The organism is Acinetobacter sp. KS-LM10 (assembly GCF_036896575.1).
Taxonomy (GTDB): Bacteria; Pseudomonadota; Gammaproteobacteria; order Pseudomonadales; family Moraxellaceae; genus Acinetobacter; species Acinetobacter avistercoris.
This window is the reverse complement of record NZ_CP145906.1, coordinates 2,782,845-2,806,505: the sequence shown is the minus strand read 5'-3', so window position 1 is coordinate 2,806,505 and position 23,661 is coordinate 2,782,845. Positions and strand designations below refer to the sequence as shown.

Here is a 23,661-nt window from a genome sequence, read left to right as displayed (position 1 = left end):
GAAAGAATAAAAGCCAAAAAACTTTTGTTATTTGGCTTCCAATATTTTTAAAATCTTTGGATTTATGCAGGACGAGCCACATCACCATTTAAGCTTTCAGGTAAATCTAAAACAACAACATCAAGTTCAGTTAAAGCTTCAGGTCGAGCCACAACCAAGGCAACATAACCATTTTCAAGCGCTGTACTATTCACCACTTGGACATATTTATCCAATTGCTCAGCCTGAGCAGGCACAGCGCCTGTGCCTTGGATGGCGTGTAACCATGCTTTCGGTTTGGCCTTAAACCAAAGACGCGCAATCACTTCCTGTCCTAAGTAACAGCCTTTGTCATAGTGCACACTTTCACGCTGATGCAAGCGCAACTCTTGTGGTTGGAAGACATGCTCAATGGCCTGATTGATATAGGCTTGTCCACTTTGGATGGCTGCAACTTCCCAAGCATGAATGTCGGTTTCAGTTGCTGAAAAAGTGGTTTGGATACCGTCAATCGTTGGATAAACCACACCCAGTGTTTCAAGTTTTATTTTAGCGAAAGCACCAAACTTTTTAATATGCTGAGCAAATGCTTCACTTTGATCTTTAGTGGTCACGATTTCAAAGCTTTCAGCATTGATTTTAGTGAGCCATAAGCCAAAATGGATACGACCTTTTAAGTCACAAATGGTGGTGTAACGTGTGAGATTTTCCGCAAGTCTTTCAACGTGTAAAGTGACTTGACCTTGTAAGAATTTTTGCGCATCCACACCGTTTAGAGTGAATGAGGAGAAAGCTAAATTGCTCATTGAATACTCTCTTGACTCTGATCTAATACTAAAGAATTAACTCAATTTTCCACTATTTTTCATAAAAAAGCACATTTAGTGAAATTAATCGAATCTATTTGTTACTAATTATTTCCAAAACACCTGTTTTAATACTTAAGATATTGAAAATTATAAGATTTGGGAAATGGTATTTTGACAGTGTACTATGCGTGCAGTAGTGATGAAGAATCATCGATTAAAATATATTTAAAAAATGAAGCAAAAAAGGCAGGAACGCGATGAATAACAATTACCGTAAACCACTGCAAGGTACCCAGTTAGAGTATTTTGATGTGCGACAAGCCATTGAAGATATTCAGCCAGGCGCTTATGCCAAACTTCCTTATACCTCCAAAGTACTCGCAGAGCAGTTGGTCCGTCGTTGTGATCCAGCGATTCTAGAACAATCATTAAAACAATTGATTTTTTCTAAACAAGATTTTGATTTTCCATGGTATCCAGCACGTGTCGTCTGTCATGATATTTTAGGACAAACAGCTTTGGTTGACCTTGCAGGCTTGCGTGATGCGATTGCAGAGCAAGGTGGTGATCCATCTAAAGTGAATCCTGTGGTTCCAACTCAGCTGATCGTTGACCATTCATTGGCCGTTGAATTTGGTGGTTCTGATCCAGATGCCTTTGAGAAAAACCGTGCCATTGAAGACCGTCGTAATGAAGACCGTTTTCATTTTATTGAATGGACCAAAACCGCTTTTGAAAATGTAGATGTCATTCCTGCGGGTAACGGCATCATGCATCAAATCAACTTAGAAAAAATGTCGCCTGTGATCCAAAACCGTGATGGCTTGGCCTATCCAGATACTTGTGTCGGCACAGATTCACATACCCCCCATACCGATGCGCTTGGTGTAATTTCAATTGGTGTAGGCGGTTTAGAAGCTGAAAATGTCATGTTGGGTCGTGCATCTTGGATGCGACTGCCTGATATTATTGGCGTGGAGTTTGTGGGTCAGCGTCAAGCAGGTATAACTGCTACTGATATTGTCTTGGCTTTAACTGAGTTTTTACGTAAAGAACGTGTAGTCGGCGCATACCTCGAATTCTTCGGTGAAGGTGCGGACAGTATGTCGGTGGGTGATCGTGCGACGATTTCCAACATGACACCAGAATACGGTGCAACGGCTGCGATGTTCTACATCGACCAAAATACCATTGATTATTTAACGCTTACAGGCCGAGAGTCTGAACAGGTTAAACTGGTCGAACACTATGCCAAAGAAATTGGTCTTTGGACGAGTGACATGAAACAAGCGGTATACCCACGTGTACTGCGTTTCGATTTATCTACTGTCACTCGTAACATCGCTGGACCATCAAATCCGCATGCGCGTGTATCAACAAGCGATTTAAAAGCCAAAGGCATTGCAGGCAATCTAGAAGCAGCGCGTGCGCAAGAAGCAGAAGGCTTAATGCCCGATGGTGCAATCATCATTGCTGCAATCACCTCATGTACCAATACCTCAAACCCGCGTAATACTGTTGCGGCAGGTTTACTCGCACGTAAAGCCAATGAATTGGGTCTAACTCGTAAACCTTGGGTGAAATCCTCTTTTGCACCAGGTTCTAAAGCTGCTGCTTTATATCTTGAAGAAGCGGGTGTAATGAAGGATTTAGAGCAACTTGGTTTTGGTATTGTGGCCTATGCTTGTACGACTTGTAATGGTATGTCGGGTGCGCTTGATCCAGCAATTCAGCAAGAAATTATTGAACGTGATTTGTATGCGACAGCAGTGTTGTCAGGTAACCGTAACTTTGACGGCCGTATTCATCCGCAAGCAAAACAGGCATTTTTGGCTTCACCGCCATTGGTGGTTGCTTATGCGATTGCAGGAACGATTCGTTTTGACATTGAAACTGATTCATTGGGTAATAATAAAGATGGAAATCCAATTTACCTGAAAGATATTTGGCCGTCTGATGAAGAAATTGATGCGCTGGTTAAAACATCGGTTAAACCTGAGCAGTTCCGTCAAATTTATATTCCTATGTTTGATTTGGGTGTTAATGCCAAATCTGAAAGCCCATTGTATGATTGGCGCCCGCAAAGTACCTATATTCGCCGTCCGCCGTATTGGGAAGGGGCTTTGGCTGCACCGCGTACTTTAGCCAATATGCGTCCATTGGCGATTTTGGGTGACAACATCACCACCGATCATTTATCACCATCGAATGCGATTGTATTGGACAGTGCTTCTGGTGAGTACTTGAAGAAAATGGGCTTGCCTGAAGAAGACTTTAACTCGTATGCAACGCATCGTGGTGATCACTTGACCACGCAACGTGCAACATTCGCCAACCCGAAATTGTTTAATGAAATGGTGGTTCGCTCTGACGGTACGATTAAGCAAGGTTCAAAAGCACGTGTCGAGCCTGAAGGCGAAGTTATGCGCATGTGGGAAGCGATTGAAACTTATATGAATCGTAAGCAGCCTTTGATCATTATTGCTGGGAAGGATTATGGTCAGGGTTCAAGCCGTGACTGGGCAGCCAAAGGTGTACGTCTGGCAGGTGTGGAGGTGATTGTTGCTGAAGGTTTTGAGCGTATTCACCGCACCAATTTAGTCGGCATGGGCGTTTTACCACTTGAGTTTAAAGCGGGTGTTGACCGTAAAACGTTGAAGTTGGATGGAACGGAGTTGTATAGCGTGATTGGAAATATCGCACCTCGTTCGACTTTAACCTTGGTGGTTGAGCGTTCTACAGCCGATGGTCGTAATGAAATTTTAGAGATTCCTGTGACCTGTCGTTTGGATACCGAAGAAGAAGTGCATGTGTATGAAGCGGGTGGTGTGTTGCAACGCTTTGCGCAGGACTTTTTGGAAGGGAATGTGGCTTAAGAGTTTAAACTGAAAGTTATTGATTTTGTTTGAAAAAAACCCTATCTTGATGGTGGGGTTTTTAAATTTTTCGGTGGGGTATGAGTAATAGTGTAGATGAGTTATGTGATGTATTAGATGATCTCTCAGTAGTTGTTTTAAATGCGTGGGGAGACGACCAAATTTTAAAAAATGTCTATGGATGGCATCATCCACCTTTAACGAGGCATGATTTAGCAAATATGCCTAAAGAAATTAGTCGAAGTTTGAGATCATTAAAAATTGATTCTTTAGAAGATGATATAGCAGACGTGATTAAAACAATTCCAGAAAAAATTAAATTAATGCATGTGGATACGATTCCATATATGTTTAATGGACATGGGGCACAAGCCATACCTATTTACATATCAACTTTGGAGTGGGTTAAGCAGATCATCTCACCGTTACTTGGTTGGGAAGTATTACAAAACAATAGGGCAATGCCTAATCAACTGTCTCGTCGTTTGCGGGGCATTCAAGCAGAACTTGAAAATATTATTCCAAATAAAGAAAATCTAGAAAATCAAATAAGACTTATTAATGATGCAACAGAAGCAGCAGAAAACTTGCCAACAGATTTACAAAGTTTGAAGCAAGCTAGGAACCAAGTTTCTGAATTGGAAAAAGATAGTTCTTTTGATAGAAAAAAAATTACAGAGCATAAAGTATCTGTAGAAGCTCAGTTAAAAGCTATAAATGAACTCCATGAACAAGCAAAAAAATTAATTGTAAATTGTGAGGATGCTTATCGTATTACTACAACAAAAGGCTTGGCTTTAGCTTTCGATAAAAGAGCGAGTGATTTAAAAATGTCGATTCGTTTGTGGGTAATTGGATTATTATTAGCATTAGGTGTTGGGGCTTTGATAGGTCATCAACGTATTCAAATACTAACTGAATTATTGGCTAAGCCTGATTTAAATTGGGGAATTATTTGGATTCAAATAATTTTATCTTTGACTAGCTTTTTAGCACCTTTATGGTTTGCTTGGTTTGCTTGGTTTGCTTGGTTTGCTTGGTTTGCTTGGTTTGCTTGGTTTGCTTGGTTTGCTTGGTTTGCTTGGTTTGCTTGGTTTGCTTGGTTTGCTTGGTTTGCTTGGTTTGCTTGGTTTGCTTGGTTTGCTTGGTTAGCAACTAAGCAGATTAGTCAGCGTTTTAAACTTGCTGAAGATTATGATTTTAAAGCATCGGTTGCCAAAGCATATGAAGGTTATAAAAAAGAAGCAGCAAAAATTGATCCAGAGTTTGAGTCTAGATTATTTAATGTTGCATTAACGAGACTTGAAGAAGCACCTTTAAGGTTAATGGAATCAAAAAATCATGCAAGTCCAACGCATGAGATTATTGAAAGGAGTGGTTTAAATAGAGTTGGTGAAAAAATTGCAAATAAAGTTGAATGTGTAATGGATTCTATAACTCCTGCAAAAGCAAGCAATGACAATTAAAACATTTCGCTCCAAATTATTTCTACTAGTGATAGAGTAAAGCTAAATTATAAATAAGTGCTTTTATGATAATAGGTATTTATTTTTTTAAAACAGATAATAAATATCTATTGTCAGATAGACCTCAAATGTAATGAGATAGTATTTCGTCTACTACAAAATTTCTTTATCACAGTTTGTAGCTAAATGATTCACTACCTAAAGCGTTTGGTTTTTGAGAGTGCAGAAGTCGAAATTTTCGCCGTGGAGATGAAATTGTTCCTCTAAAAAAAATCATAATGCAGTACTTTGATGTGATTAAATTTAAGCTTATTTGCATCATTCATCCTCATAAAAAAAGGAATGAATCACTTTTCTCCCTCAAGAATACAATGCAAATAACGTATCTTAAGCCTCACAATTGCGTATATTACGACACAGTAAAATATTAGAAGTACCCAATGAGTTCCAAAACATCCAATAAAGAAATACCTCAAGCCAATTTAAAAGCATGGTTGGCAGTAATCGCTGTCGCTCTAGCGATCTTTGCTGTCGTGAGCGCGGAAATGCTTCCGATTGGTTTATTAACGCCCATCGCAGAAAGTATGCAGCAATCGGTCGGGCATACTAGTCTGATTATTTCCACACCATCCTTAGTCGCTGCGATAGTTGCGCCGTGTGTCGTTCTGGTTTTTAACAGGATTAATCGTCGTCAATTACTACTTTTCTTTATGTTGTTATTGTTTATTTCGACACTGGTTTCAGCCATGACGGACACATTCCATTGGTTATTACTGGCGAGGGTATTGTTCGGGATTTCAATGGGCGGTATTTGGGCTTTAGCAGGTACTCTTGCTGTTCGTTTAATGCCTCCTGCGCAAGTCGGAATCGCCACTTCAATCATCTTCAGCGGAATTGCAGCGGCATCAGTATTGGGCATACCCGCAGGTGTATATCTCGGTGATTTATTTGGCTGGCGCATGGCCTTTGTCTGTGTCGCTATTTTAGTGGGCATTGTATTTGTAATGCTGTTTTGGTCTTTGCCTTCTTTGCCCGTTAACAAAGTCAGTAGCTTAAAAAGCAGCCTAACTGTACTCAAAAAACCGAATGTGATTATTGGATTAGGGTTGACCTTACTGATTGTGACCGGGCATTTTTCTGCATATACCTTTGTACGACCATTATTACAAGAAATCTCACAATTCTCCAATGCATCCATTGGCGCTTTATTATTAATTTATGGTGTTTTTGGAATTTTAGGTAATTTTGTTTTAGGTTTTACAATTCAAAAATTTTTATGGCAAACACTGTTCAGCATCGCTTTTTTACTCAGTGCAACATTGCTGCTATTCATATTTTTTGGTGATTTTCTCTATTTGAATATTGTCTTGTTCTTAATTTGGGGATTTGCCTATGGTGGTGTTTCAGTCTCATTAATGACGTGGATGATTCGTTCAGCGCCAACACAGCTCGAACTCGCTGCTGCATTTAATGTGGCTGTATTTAACCTTTCCATCGGATTAGGCGCATTTGCTGGCGGGCTGATTTATGATGGTGTTGGACTTTGGTTGAATTTGACTTTTGCAAGTGTATTGACCTGTATAGCCGTGATTGTGGTCTTTTTAAATCGGAGCAAACAGGAAGGAATTTAGCTTTAAGCGCAGAAAGAAAACACAGAAAATATGATCTTTGAGTACATGTTGATGGGTTTTCTGATAAGGCAAAAGATAATGATAGCGGCTTTATAATCCATTTATGATAGTGGCTGGCATAAAAGTCATCATCACCTGTCGAAATGGACAATAGACAACCATCATAACTCGGTTATAGTAGACGAACCATTTCTAAACTATGGAGAACAAAAATGGTGACTGCAGGCTCTAAACCCGGAACAGGCTTCTATTTTTGTATTCAGTGCGGACACCGCGCTTACTTAGAAATTGGTACAGACCGTTTACCCCCGTGTACCAAATGCCATGGCAATCAATTTAACAATAAGAATGCCTAAGCAAAACATAAGAAACAGATAAACCTGTTTTTAAATAAAAGCCCTATTATCCCATAGGGCTTTTTTGTTACCCTGCATGTGTATTTATAGAAAATAATCAACAATAAATAAAGGTCAGCACATGGAAACAATATTGGGTTTATGCGTGGGGATTGGACTGAGCGCAGCATGTGGATTTCGTGTATTTGTTCCCTTGTTGGTCATGAGCATCGCATCTCTAGTGGGCTGGTTTGAACCGATGAAAGGTTTTGAATGGCTTGCGATGCCGTCGGTGTGTGTTGCGCTTGGTATTGCTACATTTTTTGAAATCGGTGCGTACTATATTCCGTGGGTGGATAATCTGTTGGACAGTATTGCTACACCCGCAGCCTTGATTGCTGGAACGCTGAGTACGATGGCAGTCAGTTCAGGAGAAATGTCACAATTTGTCGGTTGGGCATCTGCGCTGATCGTGGGTGGAGGCACAGCGACGGCCGTTCAAATGAGTACTGTCGCAGTAAGAGGTTTATCGACCGCAACAACAGGGGGAATCGCAAATCCTATAGTTTCTACAGGAGAATGGATTGGAGCATTTGTGGTATCGATCTTGGCTTTTATCGTGCCTGTATTGGTGGTGATTGTCTTTATTATTGCTTTGATTTGGGTCGTACGTTGGATCAGCCGAAAAAAACAAGAAAATATACAGCTCGATTCTCTTTAACTTTTCGAAAAATAAAATTAAACCTAAGCCGAAAATCCTAACAATGAATAGGTGATATCAATGCAAACGAGCTCTATGTTACAGCACATGGTATTAGCAAGTTTCCTTATGTTGCCATCGCTAGCATGTGCTCAAACGGCAATGGCACCTGAGCAAATTCGATTCGAAAAGGATAAGGTGAAATATAAAAGCTATATTCCTAAAAAATATGATTTATTTGAAGTCATTACAGGTGACTTAAATAAAGACAAGATTCAAGATACTGTTTTAATCGTAAAAGCCACCGATCCTAACGCATGGGTAGATCATGAATACAGAGGCAAGCTTGATCGAAATCGCCGTGGCATCGTGGTTTTATTCGGTGAAAATGAAACTTATAAAAAGGTCATGCAGAATCTTTCCGTATTTAGTTCGGAAAATGAGGAAGGAGGTGTATATTTTCAACCTGAACTTTGGATCGAAATTAAAAAAAATCTTCTCAATGTTCATTATGCTCATGGGCGATATGGTTATTGGAATTATAGCTTTAGATATGAAACCCATGATTTTCGTTTGATTGGTTATGACAGCTCAGAGCATCAGGGACCAAGGGTTGATAGTGATACCAGTATTAACTTGATGACTGGTAAAAAGCGCTATAGAAAGAACCTTAATCAAGATGAAGAACAAAGTCCAAAATTTAAAGAAACATGGACTACGGTTAACTATAATCCTATCTATCTTTCTCAAATAAAAGATATGGATGAGCTTTACTTTGACTAAGCAATCGAGTTCTAAAATGGAAATATGGCATAAAATTTGCAATTGATTATCTGAATAATTTTGAGATGGAATTTTCAAATAATTTTAAATGTTAATAAAGGTCATATGTTCCCAGTGAAATATTAAATTTATAGAAATAAAATCATAGATATAAAGCCATTGATATAAAACAAGGTGTGAAAACTTTAAAATAAAAACATTAGATCAGCAGGATTCAACAGAACAACAAGTAAAAACCAAGAAGTTACCGCTTAGTGTGCATTTCATGGCATGGTGGCCATAATGCTGTGGTGGCTCGTTGCGTCTTGGGTACAAGCTTATTTTGGCATATAAGTGAGTTTTCTTCGCTTGAGATGAATTTTAATTCCAACATTTACGCTATTTCCCATTTTAATTTTGCATAAAAAGCATGGTTTGGAATTTTTTATCAAAAATAGACTATTTATCGGGAATATTTTTTAAAAACAATTCAAATGAGATGATCTTCGGAATTTAATTCCAAGGCAAGATTGTTAAATTATATCTCAAGGGTGTGATGGGAATCGAAGAGAGTAGCATGCTGACAGCGGCGCAAAACGCGAGTGCAGTACTCACCCAAAAGGTCTCGATTCTACTTAGGACGCTATAGATTACCAATTTATAGGCACACGGTTATAACTTACAAAGTTATGCTAGTTGAAGTTAAACAATATGTTTTTCCCTGACACCCTCAAAATTCTTAATAAAAAAAGCATAAAATTTAGAACATCATAAAAAATAAAATCAAGTCATTATCAGGCTCAAGCTAAAACCAAACTCAATCAAACCACTCAGCCCATATCGCATTAAGTTTAAAATCAATTTTCAGCCAAAATAATGCTAGGTCAAGATTCTATCTTCCTCTGGCAGACGGCTAGGATGACTGATGATGATTTTATTGTTTAAAATGACTGATGATAGGCGTTTATGGAATGAATAGATGTCTCGACATCAACACATACGTTTTAACTGAGTTTTCTGAATCCATTCACTCTGCATAAATATTTTGACACGACATACATTGATTGATATTTTGCGTCTTTTCCGCCGTTGTAACCTTCATGCCTTTGAACCTTCCTTTTGTTTATCAACCGCCAAATACGCCTCTTGCAATTTTGTATGAGGATGATGATTTGGTCGTGATAGATAAGCCAGCTGGTTTATTGTCTGTGCCTGGGCGTTTACCCGAGCATCATGACAGTGCATATTTTCGAGTATTGGCTGAATATCCTGAAGCAAAAATAACCCACCGTTTAGATATGGCAACCTCAGGTATTCTCATGTTTGCGAAGCATCGTGATGCTGAGGTCGCCATCAGCAAAATGTTTCAAGCACGCACAGTGAATAAAAATTATATTGCTTTGGTGCAAGGGCAGTTAAAAAGTGAGGGCGCTGTTGAAGTCCCATTGATCACAGATTGGGAAAATCGACCTCGGCAAATTGTCCATTTCGAGTTGGGTAAGCCTGCGAAAACCCTATATCAAGCACTTTCGTATGACGAAGAAAATGACATCACTCGAGTATTATTAACGCCAATTACGGGGCGTTCGCATCAACTACGTGTGCATATGCAGTATATTGGGCATCCGATTACGGGGGATCGTTTTTATCATCCGCATGCCAGTCAATCGCCTCTAAATCGTATGGCATTACATGCTAGTTTTTTGGCTTTCAAACAGCCATTGAGCGGTATGCCTGTTGAAATAAAAGCTCATGTGCCTTTTTAATCGATGCTAAAGACAAAAATGAAGATGTGGAATCATTGAGTCGATGAACATTTGAAGCGGTGAAATTCTTTCTCGATCTGGTAGATGGCTAGGATGAGGGCGTTCTGATGGTGATTTTGTAGTGCTAAAAAGGCAGTGCGAAAATGAATGATTAAAGTGGTGAAATTAGAGCTTCGGTATTTCTTGAATGCATGCAGGTTATTGCCATTAAATTAAACAGATCAAATATATTAAAATTGACATAATTTTGGGTTAATCTAATCACAACTCAATATAATGATTAAGATAAGGATTCCCGCATGACTCGTGATTTTAAACTCTATCCAGATGATGATAATGGCAATGTACTGTGGCAGATGCATCAAGATGGTGATGATCTGACTGAAGCACATGAAATTGAATATTCAATTGCATTTAAAACGCAAGAGCTTGCCGAAAAATGCGCTTTATTTCTATTACAAGAAGAGCAAAAAATCAGTCTTTTTGTTGATGAAGAAAATGAAGTTCATGAATGGATTGTGACCATTTATGTGTATATGGAACCTGAATATTCAGACATTGTAGATTTAGAAGAATGGTTTACAAAAATTGCAGAGCAACACGGTGGTGAGTACGATGGCTGGGGTTGCATGGCCTATGTCTATGATGATGAAGACGAAGAAGATGCTACTGATGAAGCAGAACTCCAAAGTTAATCCTATTCTAAAATTTTGATTGAGAGATTTTCTCTGAATTCAAAATCATGAATTGAAAAAACCTAAATGAAATCATATTTAGGTTTTTTTATTTTTAGTTGAGGAAAAGTCTAAACGTCTATTAACCCATAATTATATTGAGGGTATGGATAAATTGCATACAGAAAAATGCTATATTAGGCCTAAGTATCAATTTAATTTGGATTTTTTATGTCTTTACCGAGTTGCCCAAAATGTAATTCAGAATATACCTATGAAGATGGCGATCTTTTGATTTGTCCAGAATGTTCACATGAATGGAAAGAGGGTGAGCTTTCTGAAGATGTTGTGATCATTAAAGATGCAAATGGAAATGTGCTGGCAGATGGCGATACCGTGACCGTCATTAAGGATTTAAAAATCAAGGGTTCATCTTCAGTCGTGAAAGTCGGTACTAAAGCAAAAAATATACGTTTGCTTCCAGATGCTGCGGACGGTCATGATATTGATTGTAAAGTTGATGGTTTTGGCGCAATGAAGCTTAAATCGGAATACATAAAAAAAGCATAAGTTTTAAAATTTAAAGCAGCGGGCTAAATTTTAAAGAATTTAGCCCGCTTTTATTTTTATAGCGTTGTGGCAATATTTATGGTGTCGATCTTGATTTAAGAAAAAAGATGAAAATGGGTAGTTTTATTGTTCTTTGAATATTTGTTAAAAAATTCTAAAAATAGTATTCAGCTAAAATATGAGAGAGCATGTGTTTGTAAACAAAATGAATAAAACTGTATTTAAATTTCCAATCTCAACTATAATTTACTTAACATTAATTTTATAAAGTGTTAAATTAATCACATATATAAAAACTAAAAGGTAAATTCTGTGACTGTAATAATAGAGGGTGATAAAAAGATTGCCAATGAAGTTTTGGCTCAAATCGAAATTTGGGACCAAATTGTACTGGGGCAAAAAAAAGTTGATCTCAATCAACACTGTGCATCGGATGTGATCTTGTTTGACGTCAGTACCCAGCACAACGGGGTTAAAGAATACAAAGCGGCTTGGGATCAATTTAAACCTTTTATGATGGAAGGAATGCAGATTTCGCGTCGAGATATTACCATTTGTGCTAGTGACGGACTTGCAGTGATACATTGTCATTCTAAAGTTGAGAATCTAGCTTTAGAGGAACAATTACAAATACCATGGTGTCGTACCACCTTATGTATGCAAAAGCGAAATGGTCAGTGGTATGTAGTGCATCAGCACATTTCGATGCCTGTCGATCTTACAACTGGAAAAGCGATTGTGTTAAAAGACCATCCTAAACTTCAGTTCGTTGTTTAAACAAGTCGTTTTAAAGAATAGAGAGTGGTTTAAAAAATAAAAAGAATGATTTAAAAAATCATTGAGATTTTTCTTTGACGTCAAAGAAAACTCTTAAGTTGCATCAAGAGAATAATAATTTGACGGATTATTTTTTTTGATTGTCTGAAATGCTGATTGTCTTAAAGTTCATGGTCTTAAAGTTCATGGTCTAAAAAAAAGTTCAGGTCTTAAAGTTTATTGTTTTAAAAGCTGATTGTATTCATAGCGCATTATAATAAAAATTGCCGTTAATGCGTGACTAAAACTTCGATGTCTTGCTTGGATACTTTGCTTTATCTATTCGTTCTCTTGTTGCCTATTTATTTTGATGAGAATAGGTTCATCAAAAATCCGGTGATGTTTTGTCTTAGGCTGTATAGTGTTTATCTAGCTCGGTTAACAGGTTAATTTTGAAAATGGGATTTCAAGATTTTTATCGCTTAAGTTCACATGCAGTCATTCAAAACGACATGGGGCAAGTGTTATTACTTAAAGCCAATTATGCAGACTGCGATTGGGGATTACCCGGCGGTGGATTGGATTTGGGTGAGACTATCCATGACGCTTTATATCGTGAATGCCTGGAAGAGTTAGGCTGTGAAATCGTCATTGAATATTTGTCAGGCATATATTTTCATTCAAACGTGACTTCGCATGCCTTTATTTTTAAATGCAAATTATTGCAATCTACTGATATTAAGTTAAGTGCTGAACATAGTGATTATGCGTGGTTTGATATTTCAGCATTGTCTGAAGTCCAAAAAATAAGAGTGAAGGATTGTTTGAGCTATTCTGGGCAAGTCATCAGTCGAGCTTTCTAACTAAAAAAATAAAACTTCAATAAAAGATTTTGAGTCTTTTTTATCGCTTATTTATTATTGTAAATCATGAATCTGCAAAGCCTAAGCTTTTACACTTTAAAACAACTTTGTGATAATTGTCACTATTCAAAGTCGCATGATTTTGTTTAAATGAAGGGAATTAAAAACTTTCTTTGATATAGATAATAATTATGCTTGCCAATATATTTTCGGCACTAGAGCAATTGGGGTTAAGCGCTCAAAAACGTGCACTACACGTACAATTTTCTAATCCTGCGCTGAACAGCGACGTCTTTCTACAACGCATAGATGGACAACACGCACTGAACCAAGGTTCAACGGCAGAGCTGATCTGTCTGTCGACCGATGCGAGTATCCCGCTCAAACAATTCATTGGCAGCCAAGTGGCGATAGACCAAGTGACCGACAAAGGCACACTCTTTCGCACTACAGGGATTATTACCGCAGCCGCACAAGGCCAAAGCGATGGCTCACTGACTCTCTACAAACTGACACTATCAGATCCAACCGCTCTGTGGCACAAACGCCGTAACAGCCGCGTATTCATGAACAAATCTGCGGTAGATGTGGTTGAAACCCTGTTCCAAGAATGGCAGAAAAAAAGCCCTCTCTTTGCTTCTAGCTTAAGCCTAGACCTGAGTGGACTTAAAAACCAATACGACATCCGTCCTTTCATCATGCAAAGCAACGAAAGCGACTACGACTTCCTGACACGCCTCATGCGCAGTGAAGGCATCAACTGGCTGATTGACGAAGCCCAAGCCTACGTCAGCAACTCATCACATCCGATCGAAGCACAAAAACTTCGCTTAATTGATGACAATAGCCAATACGCTCCACTCGAACGCCGCAACATCCGCTTCCACCGCAGCAGTGCCACAGAACAACAAGACAGCATCACCAGTTTCATTGGACAACGCACACTACAACCGACAGCCGTACACGTACAACGCTGGCAAGCCGATGTGCTCGAACAAGAAGAAGGTGCAGGCACAGTCCAAAGCAAACACCAACACAGCAACAACCAAGACAACGCCAGCCTTGGCCTCGAACAAGCATGGCACTTTAGCCCAGCATGGATACAAGACCTCAAAGGCGAAGACCAAGCCACCGCTTCCAACAACAGCCAAATCGAAAAGCTCAACCAAAACCTCAGCCACTACTTTGATGCCCAAAGCAAACAATTTACGGCCAACTCCACAGTACGAGACAGCCAAGTCGGCTACTGGTTCGAACTGAACGAACACCCAGAGATCGACCAACACAGCGGCTCAGACAAAGAATTCCTGATCACCGGCAAACACTACTACAACCAAAACAACCTGCCGAAAGACCTGAACGAACAAATCAACCAATTGCTACAACAAAGCCAATGGACAATTCCGAATAACCAAAACAACGAAGAACGCCAAAACAACACCCTGATTCTACAACGACGCAACATCACCACCGTTCCAGAATACAACCCACTGGAACACCGCCCAGCAGCACACCCACAACGCGCCAAAGTGGTCGGTCCCGCAGGCGAAGAAATACATGTCGATGAATGGGGCCGCATCAAAGTTCGCTTCCTATTCACTCGAGCAGAAGACAACCAAGCCGATGGTGGGGCAGGATCCAACAACAACGATGCAGACTCTGCATGGGTGGATGTACTCACCCCATGGGCAGGCGAAGGCTACGGCGCACGCTTCCTACCCCGCATCAACGAAATCGTGGTCATCGACTTCTTCGACGGCAACATCGACCGTCCATTTGTAGTGGGACGCATCCACGAAGCCCAACGCAGTCCGACCCAATTCGACACCAAAGGCCAACTGCCAGACACCAAAAAACTGGCAGGAATAAGATCCAAAGAAGTGCAAGGCGAAGGCTTTGGCCAACTCAGATTCGATGACACCACTGGACAAATCAGCACCCAACTGCAAAACAGCCATGGTGCAACCCAGCTGAATCTCGGTAACCTCAGCCATCCTAAAGAAACCTCAGAAAGCGAAGGACGCGGAGAAGGCTTCGAACTCAGAACCGACCAATGGGGTGGAATACGAGCAGGGCAAGGCTTACTTCTCAGCACACATAAACAAGACCAAGCGACAGGCACGCACCTTGATGCCAAAGAAGCGAAGAGCCAACTCGAAGGTAGCCTCAACAACAGTAAAGCCTTAAGTGAAGTCGCTAAGAATCAGCAGACGGATCCTTTGGAAGTGTTGGATAGATTAAAAGATTTTCTTGATCAAATTGAAAAAGGTGAAAAAGACAAAGCTGATGCGTTTAAACAAGCATTAATGATACTGGCTTCACCAAACTCAATCGCACTTGCAAGCAATGAAGATATTCATATATCGGCAGACGGTCAGATCAGTCACAGTGCTGGCGATAGCATCAACATTTCCACGCAAAAGTCCTTGATCGGGCATGCATCTAAGAAGATTAGTTTGTTTGCAGCGCAAGAAGGTGCACGACTTTATGCAGCTAAGGGCAAGATTGAGATTCAAGCGCAAGGGGATGCGTTAGATGTGATTGCGCGTAGAGCTGTGCAAGTCATTTCGACTGAAGATGTCATTGAATTCAAGAGTCCGAAAGAAATCATTTTAACTGCCGGTGGCTCGCAACTCAAAATCAATGGATCGGGAATCTTCTCGACTACAGGTGGGAAGTTTGAGGTTAAAGCGGGGCAACATCAGTTTATTGGTGGAGCTAAAGTAAATAATTCAATTAATTTGTTACCACAAATTAATTCAAACGAAACAATAGTGAAAAAAATACTTTTGGATGTTGGAACTAATAAAGTTTTACCATATAGAAAAGTGAGAATAACTACCGTTAATGATGAAACTATTTTGACTGAATCAGATGCAAATGGTTATGTTCCAAATCATGTTGGGAATTATAAGTTTTTAGAGGTATTACCTGAGGAAAATATTACATATTTGTCTGAGAGCTTTAATAAGCAACAAGTACTTCATAAGCTAAACAAAGTAGAGAATATTTTTTCAGATTCCGTATATCCTGTGCCAGCAGATCAAGTTACTAAGAATAAATATATTCAGTCTGTAACTAATAAAAATCCAACTTTTGCCCAACGTATACAAACAGAAAAAGCTAATGGTTTTCAATTAGATGCTGTTCCAGATGTACCGCAAGGAGCTGTTCTGGAAAAGATAGACATTTTGGTTAATCGAATTCATGCATCATCCTCGAAATTGGATGCGTTAATGTGGTTTCAAAATACTGCATCAAATGCATATACGATGGAGTCTAAAAAATTAATCATAGATAAGGGGTATTTCCCCAAAAAATATTTTTATGTATTTACTCATGGGGGCTTTGATGGAAAGGGGGATGGAATGTTGGAGCAAAATTTTAATCCATTAGCACCTAAGTATATTACTGATGCTAAAATTCTACTTAGAGAAATGAAGAAAAAAGGATTTAAGAAGCAACCAGTAATGTTACTTGCTTGTCAACAAGGTAATCGAACAACAAGTATGGGTGAGAAACTATCGAAACTACCTGGTGTGGGTACAGTTTATGGTCCAACATCTTTAACTTGGTGGGCTACAACTGCTGATAAACCGTTTAAAGGAATTTACCCGCGATTTTTAAAAGCTCGTGAGTCTAAAATGGTTAAAGAGTTAGCTGGTGCCTTGAGGGTTTTTAATCTTGCAAAGATTGGTGAAGGGGATGCTCCAAAAAATCCTCCTTCTCCTGCTCCAAATCGTGGTGATAAGTCCTTATACACTGTGAAAGATGGTGATACATTGTCCAGAATTGCAAGTAATTATTCGACAACTTGGCAGAAAATATGTGATATAAATGGTATTCCTTATGGGAAAGCAAATAATCTTAAAGTTGGTCAAAAACTAAAGCTGCCGAAAAGTTGATTTTAATGAAATATTTTTTATTGATTAGTTGTATATTTCTAACAGCATGTAATAACAATGAGAGTCCAAAGAATCGTATAGTGGAAAATACTATGAAAAGTGAAGAATTACTTAAAAGCAATTCTGAATGGGATGTAAAAGAAACTATTACTGTTTATGAAAATTATAACTCTGTAAATGATGAGGAGTTACTCGTTAGAAAGGCAAGTAATGGACATTTAGGAGCACAATTAGTTGCTTTAAAATTGCGGCAAGATGATGAAATGGAAAGAAATTTACCCGTTAATCTTAATGTAAATGAATTTTATGATTTAGGTTTAAAAGGACAGCCACTTGCAGCTTCGTATGCAGCTTCATCAATTGATGAAGTTGATGAAGTTAAAGCGATTAAGAATATTGATGAGGTAATTAAGGTCCAGCTAAAGCTTATACAGACCTCAATATTAGAGGGGGGGCTTGGAAATTTCCCATTTTATGTAAGCTTACTACTTTTAAAAGAAAATGAATCTTCAAAAATTGATAATGATTGGGTAATTGATAAAAAAAATGTATCAAAATTATCGAATCAAGAATTGCAAAATATTGTAAATATGAATAAATATTTAGCGAAAGTTGGTTATGACATAACCCCCATTTATTTTATGCAAATGTACTATTTTGGATATGGTGTAAATAAAGATTTCGTTGAGTCATGTGCTTGGGCAAAAAATGTGGATCAAACTTTAATTAATCGTGAATTGATAAATTTAATCAAGAAAATTGAGTCAGAAAAATTATCGACTGAACAAGAAATACAATGTAAAGCATTAACGGAACGCTATAAAGACTATCTCAAACATGATTATGCAAATTGGTTGCAAAGAGATTCTATTGTTTATAAGAGTCAAGCTCAGAAAATTCTAGATGAGTATAATATCAAATTCTAAAATTTATGATTTTGAATATCACTAATATGTAATCACATAACGCTTGCTGCGAAAGGCTTTGTTGCATAAAGATTTTAAAGACTGATCTTTCCTAAGCTGCACAAATTTAAGTGACAACTTGGGTGTGAGGGCGACCTAATTCTGTAAATTTATTTAACACGGCTATACGTGCATGGATTTCATTGACTTGGCTTTGAAAGTTTCTCGAACTGAGTTTATCGCCCAATAATTTGATGCAATGCATCTTAGTTTCGACCAAACTACGTCGATGATAACCAGACCACTTTTTCCACAGCGCTCTTCCTAGATGTTTGACTGTTTTCAATAATTCATTTCTCTCTAAAGATCCCAATTGCTTATCTTTCCATGGCCTTGCATTTTTTCTTGGAGGAATTACGGCATGTGCATGACGATCTGAAATCACTTGTCTACACAATTTCGTGTCATATGCTCCATCGGTATAGACAGAATCAATGCGTTCATCAAATGGGATTTGATTCAGCAGATCACCCAAAACTTGTGAGTCACTGACATTATTTGTTGTGAGCTGTACAGCTCGTATTTGTAAGGTTTTAGCATCTATCCCAATGTGCAGTTTACGCCATTGCCGACGATATTCAGGCTGATGTTTCTTGCGTTTCCATTCACCTTCGCCTAAAAACTTAAAGCCAGTTGAGTCTACCAATAGATGCAGTCCTTCATGACTTTTTTGATAGCTGATCGCAATATCAATCTGCTTTTGTCGTCTGCAAAGTGTGGAATAATCCGGTGCTGTCCAACTTAACCCACTAAGTTGAATAAGGCTTTGCACAAAGCCTGTGACCATACGCAAAGAAAGGCGAAAGATAGATTTGATCATCAAACAGCACTGAATCGCTGTATCAGAATAGGTTTGATTTCTTCCATGCTTAGCTTGTGGCTGAGCATACCATTGAGTCTGAGGATTGAACCAAATTGAAATATTTCCTCGCTTGATTAGAGCTTGGTTATAAGAGGGCCAATTCGTTGTGCGATAGATTTTGGATGCAGGCTTCTTCATTTGGAAATTATATTGCTAAAGAAGCCTTCAGGAATAGCTTTCTGCAACAAAGCCGTTTTAAATCCTACATCAGATTTGTCTAAAGAGTTTTCTCCAGAAGAGATTCAATCCATCCTTAATATGGATGTTGAATAATCTCTATGAATTAAAAAGCTTTTGAATAGTTCTAAAGCTTTATTGTACTAAAATGAAGCAATATAATTATTGAGTTGCTTTAATTTTTTCAACGATTTCAGTTAACAGCTTAATACGTTTAACTTCATTCCAAAGCAATTTTGCTTCAGGATAGTGCTTAGACATCATACCAATCCATTGTTTATAACGTCCGACCATATTGATTTCTTTTTTATAAGGACCACTTAGGAAACGAACTTGCAAGGCTAATAATTCATTCCAAGTAATGAGAGGTTCATCTTTATTTTGACGGATGCATTGGGTAATGTCAGGGGTCGTGACTGCAGCTCGACCAATCATTAAATCTTCACAACCAGATTCTATTTGACATTGTTTTGCATCACTATTGGTCCAAATTTCACCATTGGCAATGACATTGATTTTTAAGGCTTCACGAATAGGTTTTAATTGATCCCAAAAGGCTGGGGGAGTGTAACCTTCAGCTTTAGTCCGTGCATGAACTGTGAGCCACGCCGCACCAGCATCTTCAATAGCATGTGCATTTTCTAATGTATAATTTCGATCCATGTAGCCCAAGCGCATTTTTACGGATACTGGAATATCTGCAGGTACAGCATCTCGTACAGCCTTGACTAACACATGAACAGTTTCTGGTTCATCGAGTAATACAGATCCACCTCGATGTCGATTCACTGTTTTTGCAGGACAACCAAAGTTCATATCAATCGCAGGTGCACCCAGTTCGACAGCGCGTACTGCATTAGCAGCAAGCATTTCTGGATTATTTCCTAAAAACTGAACGTGTACGGGGGTGCCAGCAGCAGTTTTACCATTATTGAGTAACTCAGGACAGTAGTTATGATAAACATGGTCAGGTAGAACAGAATCTGTCACACGGATAAACTCAGTCACGCACCAGTCAAAGCTTCCGACATGCGTCAGAACATCGCGCATAATTGGATCAGTTAAGCCTTCCATGGGTGCAAGAATAAGTTTCAAATGTAATAGCCTGTCATCTTAAAAAAGCTGTTATACGGATTTTTATGGAATTTGTCTAGGCAGGAATAATACTGACTTGAACAGCAATGCTAAGTTTTGATTAATATTATAAATATCTTGCTTAATTAAAAAGGTCTAAACCCGTTAATCGAGTTTAGACCTTGAGTTGTTAAACGGATCTAGAGGTACTTAGCCCACTTAAGTGCTCCTGAATTAATTACTAAGCCTTGCTCTACTGATGTTGATCCAAGTTCTTGAGCATTGGTGTATTGTTGCTTTGGAATCACAATCTTAGAACCAGCACCAAATGTATTGATTTGTTGTATACCTTCAATAAAAGGCTCAACGCCTTGCGAGCTAATGCTGCCAACAATTGCATTTGGATTTTTTGTAATACCACAAGCAGCACTCCCTTCGACAGTACTTCGAGCCAAAACATCCCCATAAATTTGTGCACAAGCACCTATTCGAACAATTCGATTTGACATTAAAGCAACCAAACCTAAATCTAGTTTTTTAACCTGAACGCCATCGATTTTGATTTTATCAATCATATCTGAACCGGGTCTACTCGGATCTGGAACTTTATTCATTTTGTATGAAAAGGTATTTTCATCTTTACATAGGTTTACAGGAGTCAAAAACTTATTGGAAATGGTTTGTGGTTGAGTTGCAGGTGGCGCCGTTGAAAACTCAGTATTGTTGACAGAGTTTAAATTTCGCGAACAAATAATTGAAGGTGTTCCACCTCTCGTAACGTTATAAGGTGAGTAAATTCGAGGGGAAAACGCAATCGCATCAATTGAACCTTCAGCAAGAAAACTGTTGGTAAATGCAGTGCTCATACTGTCTGCATTGATGTTCGCATCACCAGAAATAATTAACTTTCCTTCAAAGTAGAAAATACCAGGTGCGAAAGCTGCATTTTCTAAACTCGACTCTTTCATTGAGCGTATATAGAAAGTGTCTGGTAAAAGAGTAAAGTCATAATCTACAGGCCAGCCAAAAATAGAAAGGTCAGCGCCATTAAAGCCGACGAAGTCCATACTAACACGGGGTAGATAACCAATAATTTCCGAAGAACAATATCCACTCTTGTGACCAGATCGAACTAATGCACTATTGGTCATATATTGTTCTTTTTCAACAGTGAGGCAAATAGCACCTACATAGTGATTGGTATTTCGAGTATATTTACCTAAATAAAATCCTTCATTGTTGATCAATGTTTTGTTTTTATTTTGGTCTACTGCATATTGTTTACCATCTTCATACATGTAGGTGATTTTGGTTTTTTCATTTTTCAAATGGTTAAGATAAACGCGAGCCATCCCATTAACTTTCGTGAAAATATAATTGGCATCTTTTTTATATTCAGTGACATCGACTCGAGTTTGGAACTCCAGTTGGCCGTTGATTAAATCTGATAAGTCTTTTCTAAAGGCTGCTTCATTCAATGCGTTCGGAACAACAAAATCAAGACCTGCGATTGTACCTGTAATTTTTTCAGTGGTTTTACCCAGAATTCTTGGATTAGACAAGAAAATGCTATTAATTTTGCCTTTAAGATTTACATTGCCTTGAACATCGACATCAATACCTTCAAGTAATGGAAAACTTAAATCGCCATAAGCAGAAATATTACCACCAACCCAGCTTGAACTCATTTGTACGGCAGCATTATAAAGACTCGTACCCTGACCGATTCCTTTGGAATAAACAGAGCCATTAACTTTGGAGAATAAAGACAAGTCAACAGATTCGTAAGCCTTAACATCTCCGCCGACGGTACTGTTTGAAATACTTACATCTTTACCAGAGAGAACATCACCGGTCACACGACTAAATATTGAGATACTCACATTACCAATAGTTTGAACACTGGTTGCAGTAACATTGGTATAAAGTCTTACATCGCCATTGGTTTTAATGTTAGTTGCAGATGAACCTTCTGAAAGTTCTACCTGACCTAGTGTGGAAATATTTTGCGCCGTAGATTTAAGTGCTAAATGTACTTCGCCCAAGGCTTCAATGTTTTTGGCAGTCACTCCAGTTTGTAATTTAACAGACTCCAATGCTCTGATATTACCAAAATTACCAGGGTGGATAATAAAAACTTTACCTTCTGCATTAATGTCTATTTCTACATTTCCACATCCAGTAAATGAACAGTCGATGTAAACATCACCGCCTTTACCCGTGCGAGGATCTTTTTTTACATTTATGGTGAGTTTAGAAAGATTGTTCGTTTTAAATCCAGCTTGAATAGAAGCATTACCACCATCAACATTTAATACTGCTTTGGTGTTTGGTACTTCTGCACTTAAAGTTGTTCCAGATAGAAAAGTATTTCCACCAAAGTTTACTGATGGCATTTCACCAGCAATCGTGACTTGACCATCTTTAATTAAAAGTTCATAAACAGCGTGAATCGTTGTTGCTGCTTGAGATCTAATATTATTTGCACTGATATCTGCGCTAATCGTACACGTTGAGTTTTTATCAACACAGCCGATTACTTGAATATTTTTAGCAATCACGACTTTTTCATTGACATCGTTACGTAAGGTCACAGAAGTATTGTGTAACTTTTCAAGATTGCTGAGGCCCAATTGACCTTGTTTTAAAATATGTGCACGAAACGCACTGACACCAGCCCATCCCATGAGCTGGGCATTGGTTTGACCATGTGCAGCAACGCTGGATTCTTTATTTGAAACCAATGATCTTGCAACTGAAGCAGTTACAATCATTAATGTTAGCCCAATCAGCAAAACCAATAGAATAGTGGCCATGCCTTGTTGTCTTTTTAATGTCGTCATCGCGAGTACTCACTATTTCTATCAGGAGAGAATATTGTTGAGACAGACAGTATTTTTGATACTGCCACCTGTCCCTGTGATATGTTCTCTTTTTGCTGAAATGGTCATTTGTTTCAGTCCTTTTGAGTTATTTTTATCAACGCCATAAGGTGTGCATTGTCCTGAAGTAATGTTATAGACAAAAATAGGCTCTGCTTTAGAACTACGAAATGCAACAATGTTTTGGTCTTCTTCCCATGTGCCATTTTTCCAGTTAGTTGGATCAGAACCGCATGTTTTTTTGAGCAGCATTAGTTGATGTAATTTGGTGTTGCCATCAGTGGTAATTTTTTCTGCAATTCCTTGGCATTGATAGGTAATCGGTGTAGTTCCAATATTCGGTATAAATCTCCAAAAAACTGCAGAACGACCATAATGCGTTCCGATTTGAATATCATTCGATAATCCAGAACCGTAACCTGCATTTTGCATAAATTTTTGAGCCACCAATAAACCTGTTTGAATTTGCGCATCGTATTCAGCATCTTGAGCGGCATTCAGTCCAATCTGAGTGATCTGTTTGAAAAGCATAAGCATCATCAACATGCACAGCATGGCAATGACAAGTCCAACCATAAGTTCAATCAACGTAAAACCTGCTTGTTTCAT

The 23,661-nt window shown here is 38.6% G+C and carries 17 protein-coding genes and 1 pseudogene; 13 read left to right on the top strand and 5 right to left on the bottom strand.

Features of this window, described 5'->3' with window-relative positions:
- Window positions 1-62: 62 nt before the first annotated feature.
- Complete coding sequence (ygfZ, locus tag V5M36_RS12660) at window positions 63-785, bottom strand: CAF17-like 4Fe-4S cluster assembly/insertion protein YgfZ (RefSeq protein ID WP_338559586.1); 723 nt, start codon at window positions 783-785, stop codon at window positions 63-65.
- Between the two features lie 260 nt (window positions 786-1,045).
- On the opposite strand from ygfZ, the gene acnD reads away from it, so the two are divergent.
- The 13 genes and pseudogenes from acnD to V5M36_RS12590 all read left to right on the top strand — a co-directional run bounded on the left by acnD (window position 1,046) and on the right by V5M36_RS12590 (window position 18,018).
- A complete protein-coding gene (gene acnD / locus V5M36_RS12655; RefSeq protein WP_338559583.1) occupies window positions 1,046-3,664 on the top strand; it encodes a Fe/S-dependent 2-methylisocitrate dehydratase AcnD in 2,619 nt (872 codons plus the stop codon).
- Window positions 3,665-3,744: 80 nt separating this feature from the next.
- Entirely contained in the window at window positions 3,745-5,130 is a 1,386-nt protein-coding gene (locus V5M36_RS12650; protein ID WP_338559581.1) for a hypothetical protein, read from the top strand.
- Window positions 5,131-5,570: 440 nt separating this feature from the next.
- Window positions 5,571-6,761: an MFS transporter gene (locus tag V5M36_RS12645; RefSeq protein ID WP_338559579.1), complete on the top strand. Its 1,191-nt coding sequence runs from the start codon at window positions 5,571-5,573 to the stop codon at window positions 6,759-6,761.
- A gap of 212 nt (window positions 6,762-6,973) precedes the next feature.
- Window positions 6,974-7,117, top strand: coding sequence for a zinc ribbon-containing protein (locus V5M36_RS12640; protein ID WP_338559577.1), 144 nt, complete (start codon window positions 6,974-6,976; stop codon window positions 7,115-7,117).
- Window positions 7,118-7,238: 121 nt separating this feature from the next.
- Window positions 7,239-7,817 (top strand): DUF4126 domain-containing protein, encoded by a 579-nt coding sequence (locus V5M36_RS12635; protein WP_338559574.1) that lies wholly within the window; start codon window positions 7,239-7,241, stop codon window positions 7,815-7,817.
- Window positions 7,818-7,877: 60 nt separating this feature from the next.
- Complete coding sequence (locus V5M36_RS12630; RefSeq protein ID WP_445206275.1) at window positions 7,878-8,579, top strand: hypothetical protein; 702 nt, start codon at window positions 7,878-7,880, stop codon at window positions 8,577-8,579.
- A 1,079-nt stretch (window positions 8,580-9,658) separates the two neighbouring features.
- The gene (locus V5M36_RS12625) at window positions 9,659-10,324 is read left to right on the top strand and encodes an RluA family pseudouridine synthase (RefSeq protein WP_338559572.1); all 666 of its coding nucleotides are present in this window, start codon (window positions 9,659-9,661) and stop codon (window positions 10,322-10,324) included.
- A 299-nt stretch (window positions 10,325-10,623) separates the two neighbouring features.
- Window positions 10,624-11,019 (top strand): ribonuclease E inhibitor RraB, encoded by a 396-nt coding sequence (locus tag V5M36_RS12620; RefSeq protein WP_338559571.1) that lies wholly within the window; start codon window positions 10,624-10,626, stop codon window positions 11,017-11,019.
- A 210-nt stretch (window positions 11,020-11,229) separates the two neighbouring features.
- Window positions 11,230-11,568: a zinc ribbon domain-containing protein YjdM gene (locus V5M36_RS12615; protein ID WP_338559569.1), complete on the top strand. Its 339-nt coding sequence runs from the start codon at window positions 11,230-11,232 to the stop codon at window positions 11,566-11,568.
- A gap of 312 nt (window positions 11,569-11,880) precedes the next feature.
- Window positions 11,881-12,345, top strand: a complete 465-nt coding sequence (locus tag V5M36_RS12610) for a nuclear transport factor 2 family protein (RefSeq protein WP_338559568.1) — start codon at window positions 11,881-11,883, stop codon at window positions 12,343-12,345.
- Window positions 12,346-12,782: 437 nt separating this feature from the next.
- Window positions 12,783-13,187: an NUDIX hydrolase gene (locus V5M36_RS12605; RefSeq protein WP_338559566.1), complete on the top strand. Its 405-nt coding sequence runs from the start codon at window positions 12,783-12,785 to the stop codon at window positions 13,185-13,187.
- Window positions 13,188-13,378: 191 nt separating this feature from the next.
- Window positions 13,379-15,914, top strand: a pseudogene (locus tag V5M36_RS12600) (type VI secretion system Vgr family protein); the annotation flags it as partial.
- A gap of 1,270 nt (window positions 15,915-17,184) precedes the next feature.
- Complete coding sequence (locus V5M36_RS12590; protein ID WP_338559563.1) at window positions 17,185-18,018, top strand: hypothetical protein; 834 nt, start codon at window positions 17,185-17,187, stop codon at window positions 18,016-18,018.
- 106 nt (window positions 18,019-18,124) lie between these two features.
- Here the strand turns inward: V5M36_RS12590 and V5M36_RS12585 are convergent, their stop codons facing one another.
- The 4 genes from V5M36_RS12585 to V5M36_RS12570 all read right to left on the bottom strand — a co-directional run bounded on the left by V5M36_RS12585 (window position 18,125) and on the right by V5M36_RS12570 (window position 23,661).
- Window positions 18,125-19,057 (bottom strand): IS5 family transposase, encoded by a 933-nt coding sequence (locus V5M36_RS12585; RefSeq protein WP_338559561.1) that lies wholly within the window; start codon window positions 19,055-19,057, stop codon window positions 18,125-18,127.
- A gap of 201 nt (window positions 19,058-19,258) precedes the next feature.
- A complete protein-coding gene (locus V5M36_RS12580; protein ID WP_338559557.1) occupies window positions 19,259-20,191 on the bottom strand; it encodes a tRNA dihydrouridine synthase in 933 nt (310 codons plus the stop codon).
- A 179-nt stretch (window positions 20,192-20,370) separates the two neighbouring features.
- Window positions 20,371-23,013 (bottom strand): hypothetical protein, encoded by a 2,643-nt coding sequence (locus V5M36_RS12575; RefSeq protein ID WP_338559554.1) that lies wholly within the window; start codon window positions 23,011-23,013, stop codon window positions 20,371-20,373.
- 21 nt (window positions 23,014-23,034) lie between these two features.
- Window positions 23,035-23,661, bottom strand: coding sequence for a prepilin-type N-terminal cleavage/methylation domain-containing protein (locus tag V5M36_RS12570; protein ID WP_338559552.1), 627 nt, complete (start codon window positions 23,659-23,661; stop codon window positions 23,035-23,037).

What these genes read in the sequence shown, in the direction of transcription:
- V5M36_RS12620 (WP_338559571.1), top strand. Translation starts at nt 10,624, where the DNA reads ATGACTCGTGATTTTAAACTCTATCCAGATGATGATAATGGCAATGTA.
- V5M36_RS12590 (WP_338559563.1), top strand. Translation starts at nt 17,185, where the DNA reads ATGAAAAGTGAAGAATTACTTAAAAGCAATTCTGAATGGGATGTAAAA.
- V5M36_RS12570 (WP_338559552.1), bottom strand. Translation starts at nt 23,661, where the DNA reads ATGAAACAAGCAGGTTTTACGTTGATTGAACTTATGGTTGGACTTGTC.
- V5M36_RS12650 (WP_338559581.1), top strand. Translation starts at nt 3,745, where the DNA reads ATGAGTAATAGTGTAGATGAGTTATGTGATGTATTAGATGATCTCTCA.
- V5M36_RS12630 (WP_445206275.1), top strand. Translation starts at nt 7,878, where the DNA reads ATGCAAACGAGCTCTATGTTACAGCACATGGTATTAGCAAGTTTCCTT.
- V5M36_RS12635 (WP_338559574.1), top strand. Translation starts at nt 7,239, where the DNA reads ATGGAAACAATATTGGGTTTATGCGTGGGGATTGGACTGAGCGCAGCA.
- V5M36_RS12605 (WP_338559566.1), top strand. Translation starts at nt 12,783, where the DNA reads ATGGGATTTCAAGATTTTTATCGCTTAAGTTCACATGCAGTCATTCAA.
- V5M36_RS12640 (WP_338559577.1), top strand. Translation starts at nt 6,974, where the DNA reads ATGGTGACTGCAGGCTCTAAACCCGGAACAGGCTTCTATTTTTGTATT.
- acnD (WP_338559583.1), top strand. Translation starts at nt 1,046, where the DNA reads ATGAATAACAATTACCGTAAACCACTGCAAGGTACCCAGTTAGAGTAT.
- V5M36_RS12615 (WP_338559569.1), top strand. Translation starts at nt 11,230, where the DNA reads ATGTCTTTACCGAGTTGCCCAAAATGTAATTCAGAATATACCTATGAA.
- V5M36_RS12575 (WP_338559554.1), bottom strand. Translation starts at nt 23,013, where the DNA reads ATGACGACATTAAAAAGACAACAAGGCATGGCCACTATTCTATTGGTT.
- V5M36_RS12625 (WP_338559572.1), top strand. Translation starts at nt 9,659, where the DNA reads ATGCCTTTGAACCTTCCTTTTGTTTATCAACCGCCAAATACGCCTCTT.
- V5M36_RS12645 (WP_338559579.1), top strand. Translation starts at nt 5,571, where the DNA reads ATGAGTTCCAAAACATCCAATAAAGAAATACCTCAAGCCAATTTAAAA.
- V5M36_RS12585 (WP_338559561.1), bottom strand. Translation starts at nt 19,057, where the DNA reads ATGAAGAAGCCTGCATCCAAAATCTATCGCACAACGAATTGGCCCTCT.
- ygfZ (WP_338559586.1), bottom strand. Translation starts at nt 785, where the DNA reads ATGAGCAATTTAGCTTTCTCCTCATTCACTCTAAACGGTGTGGATGCG.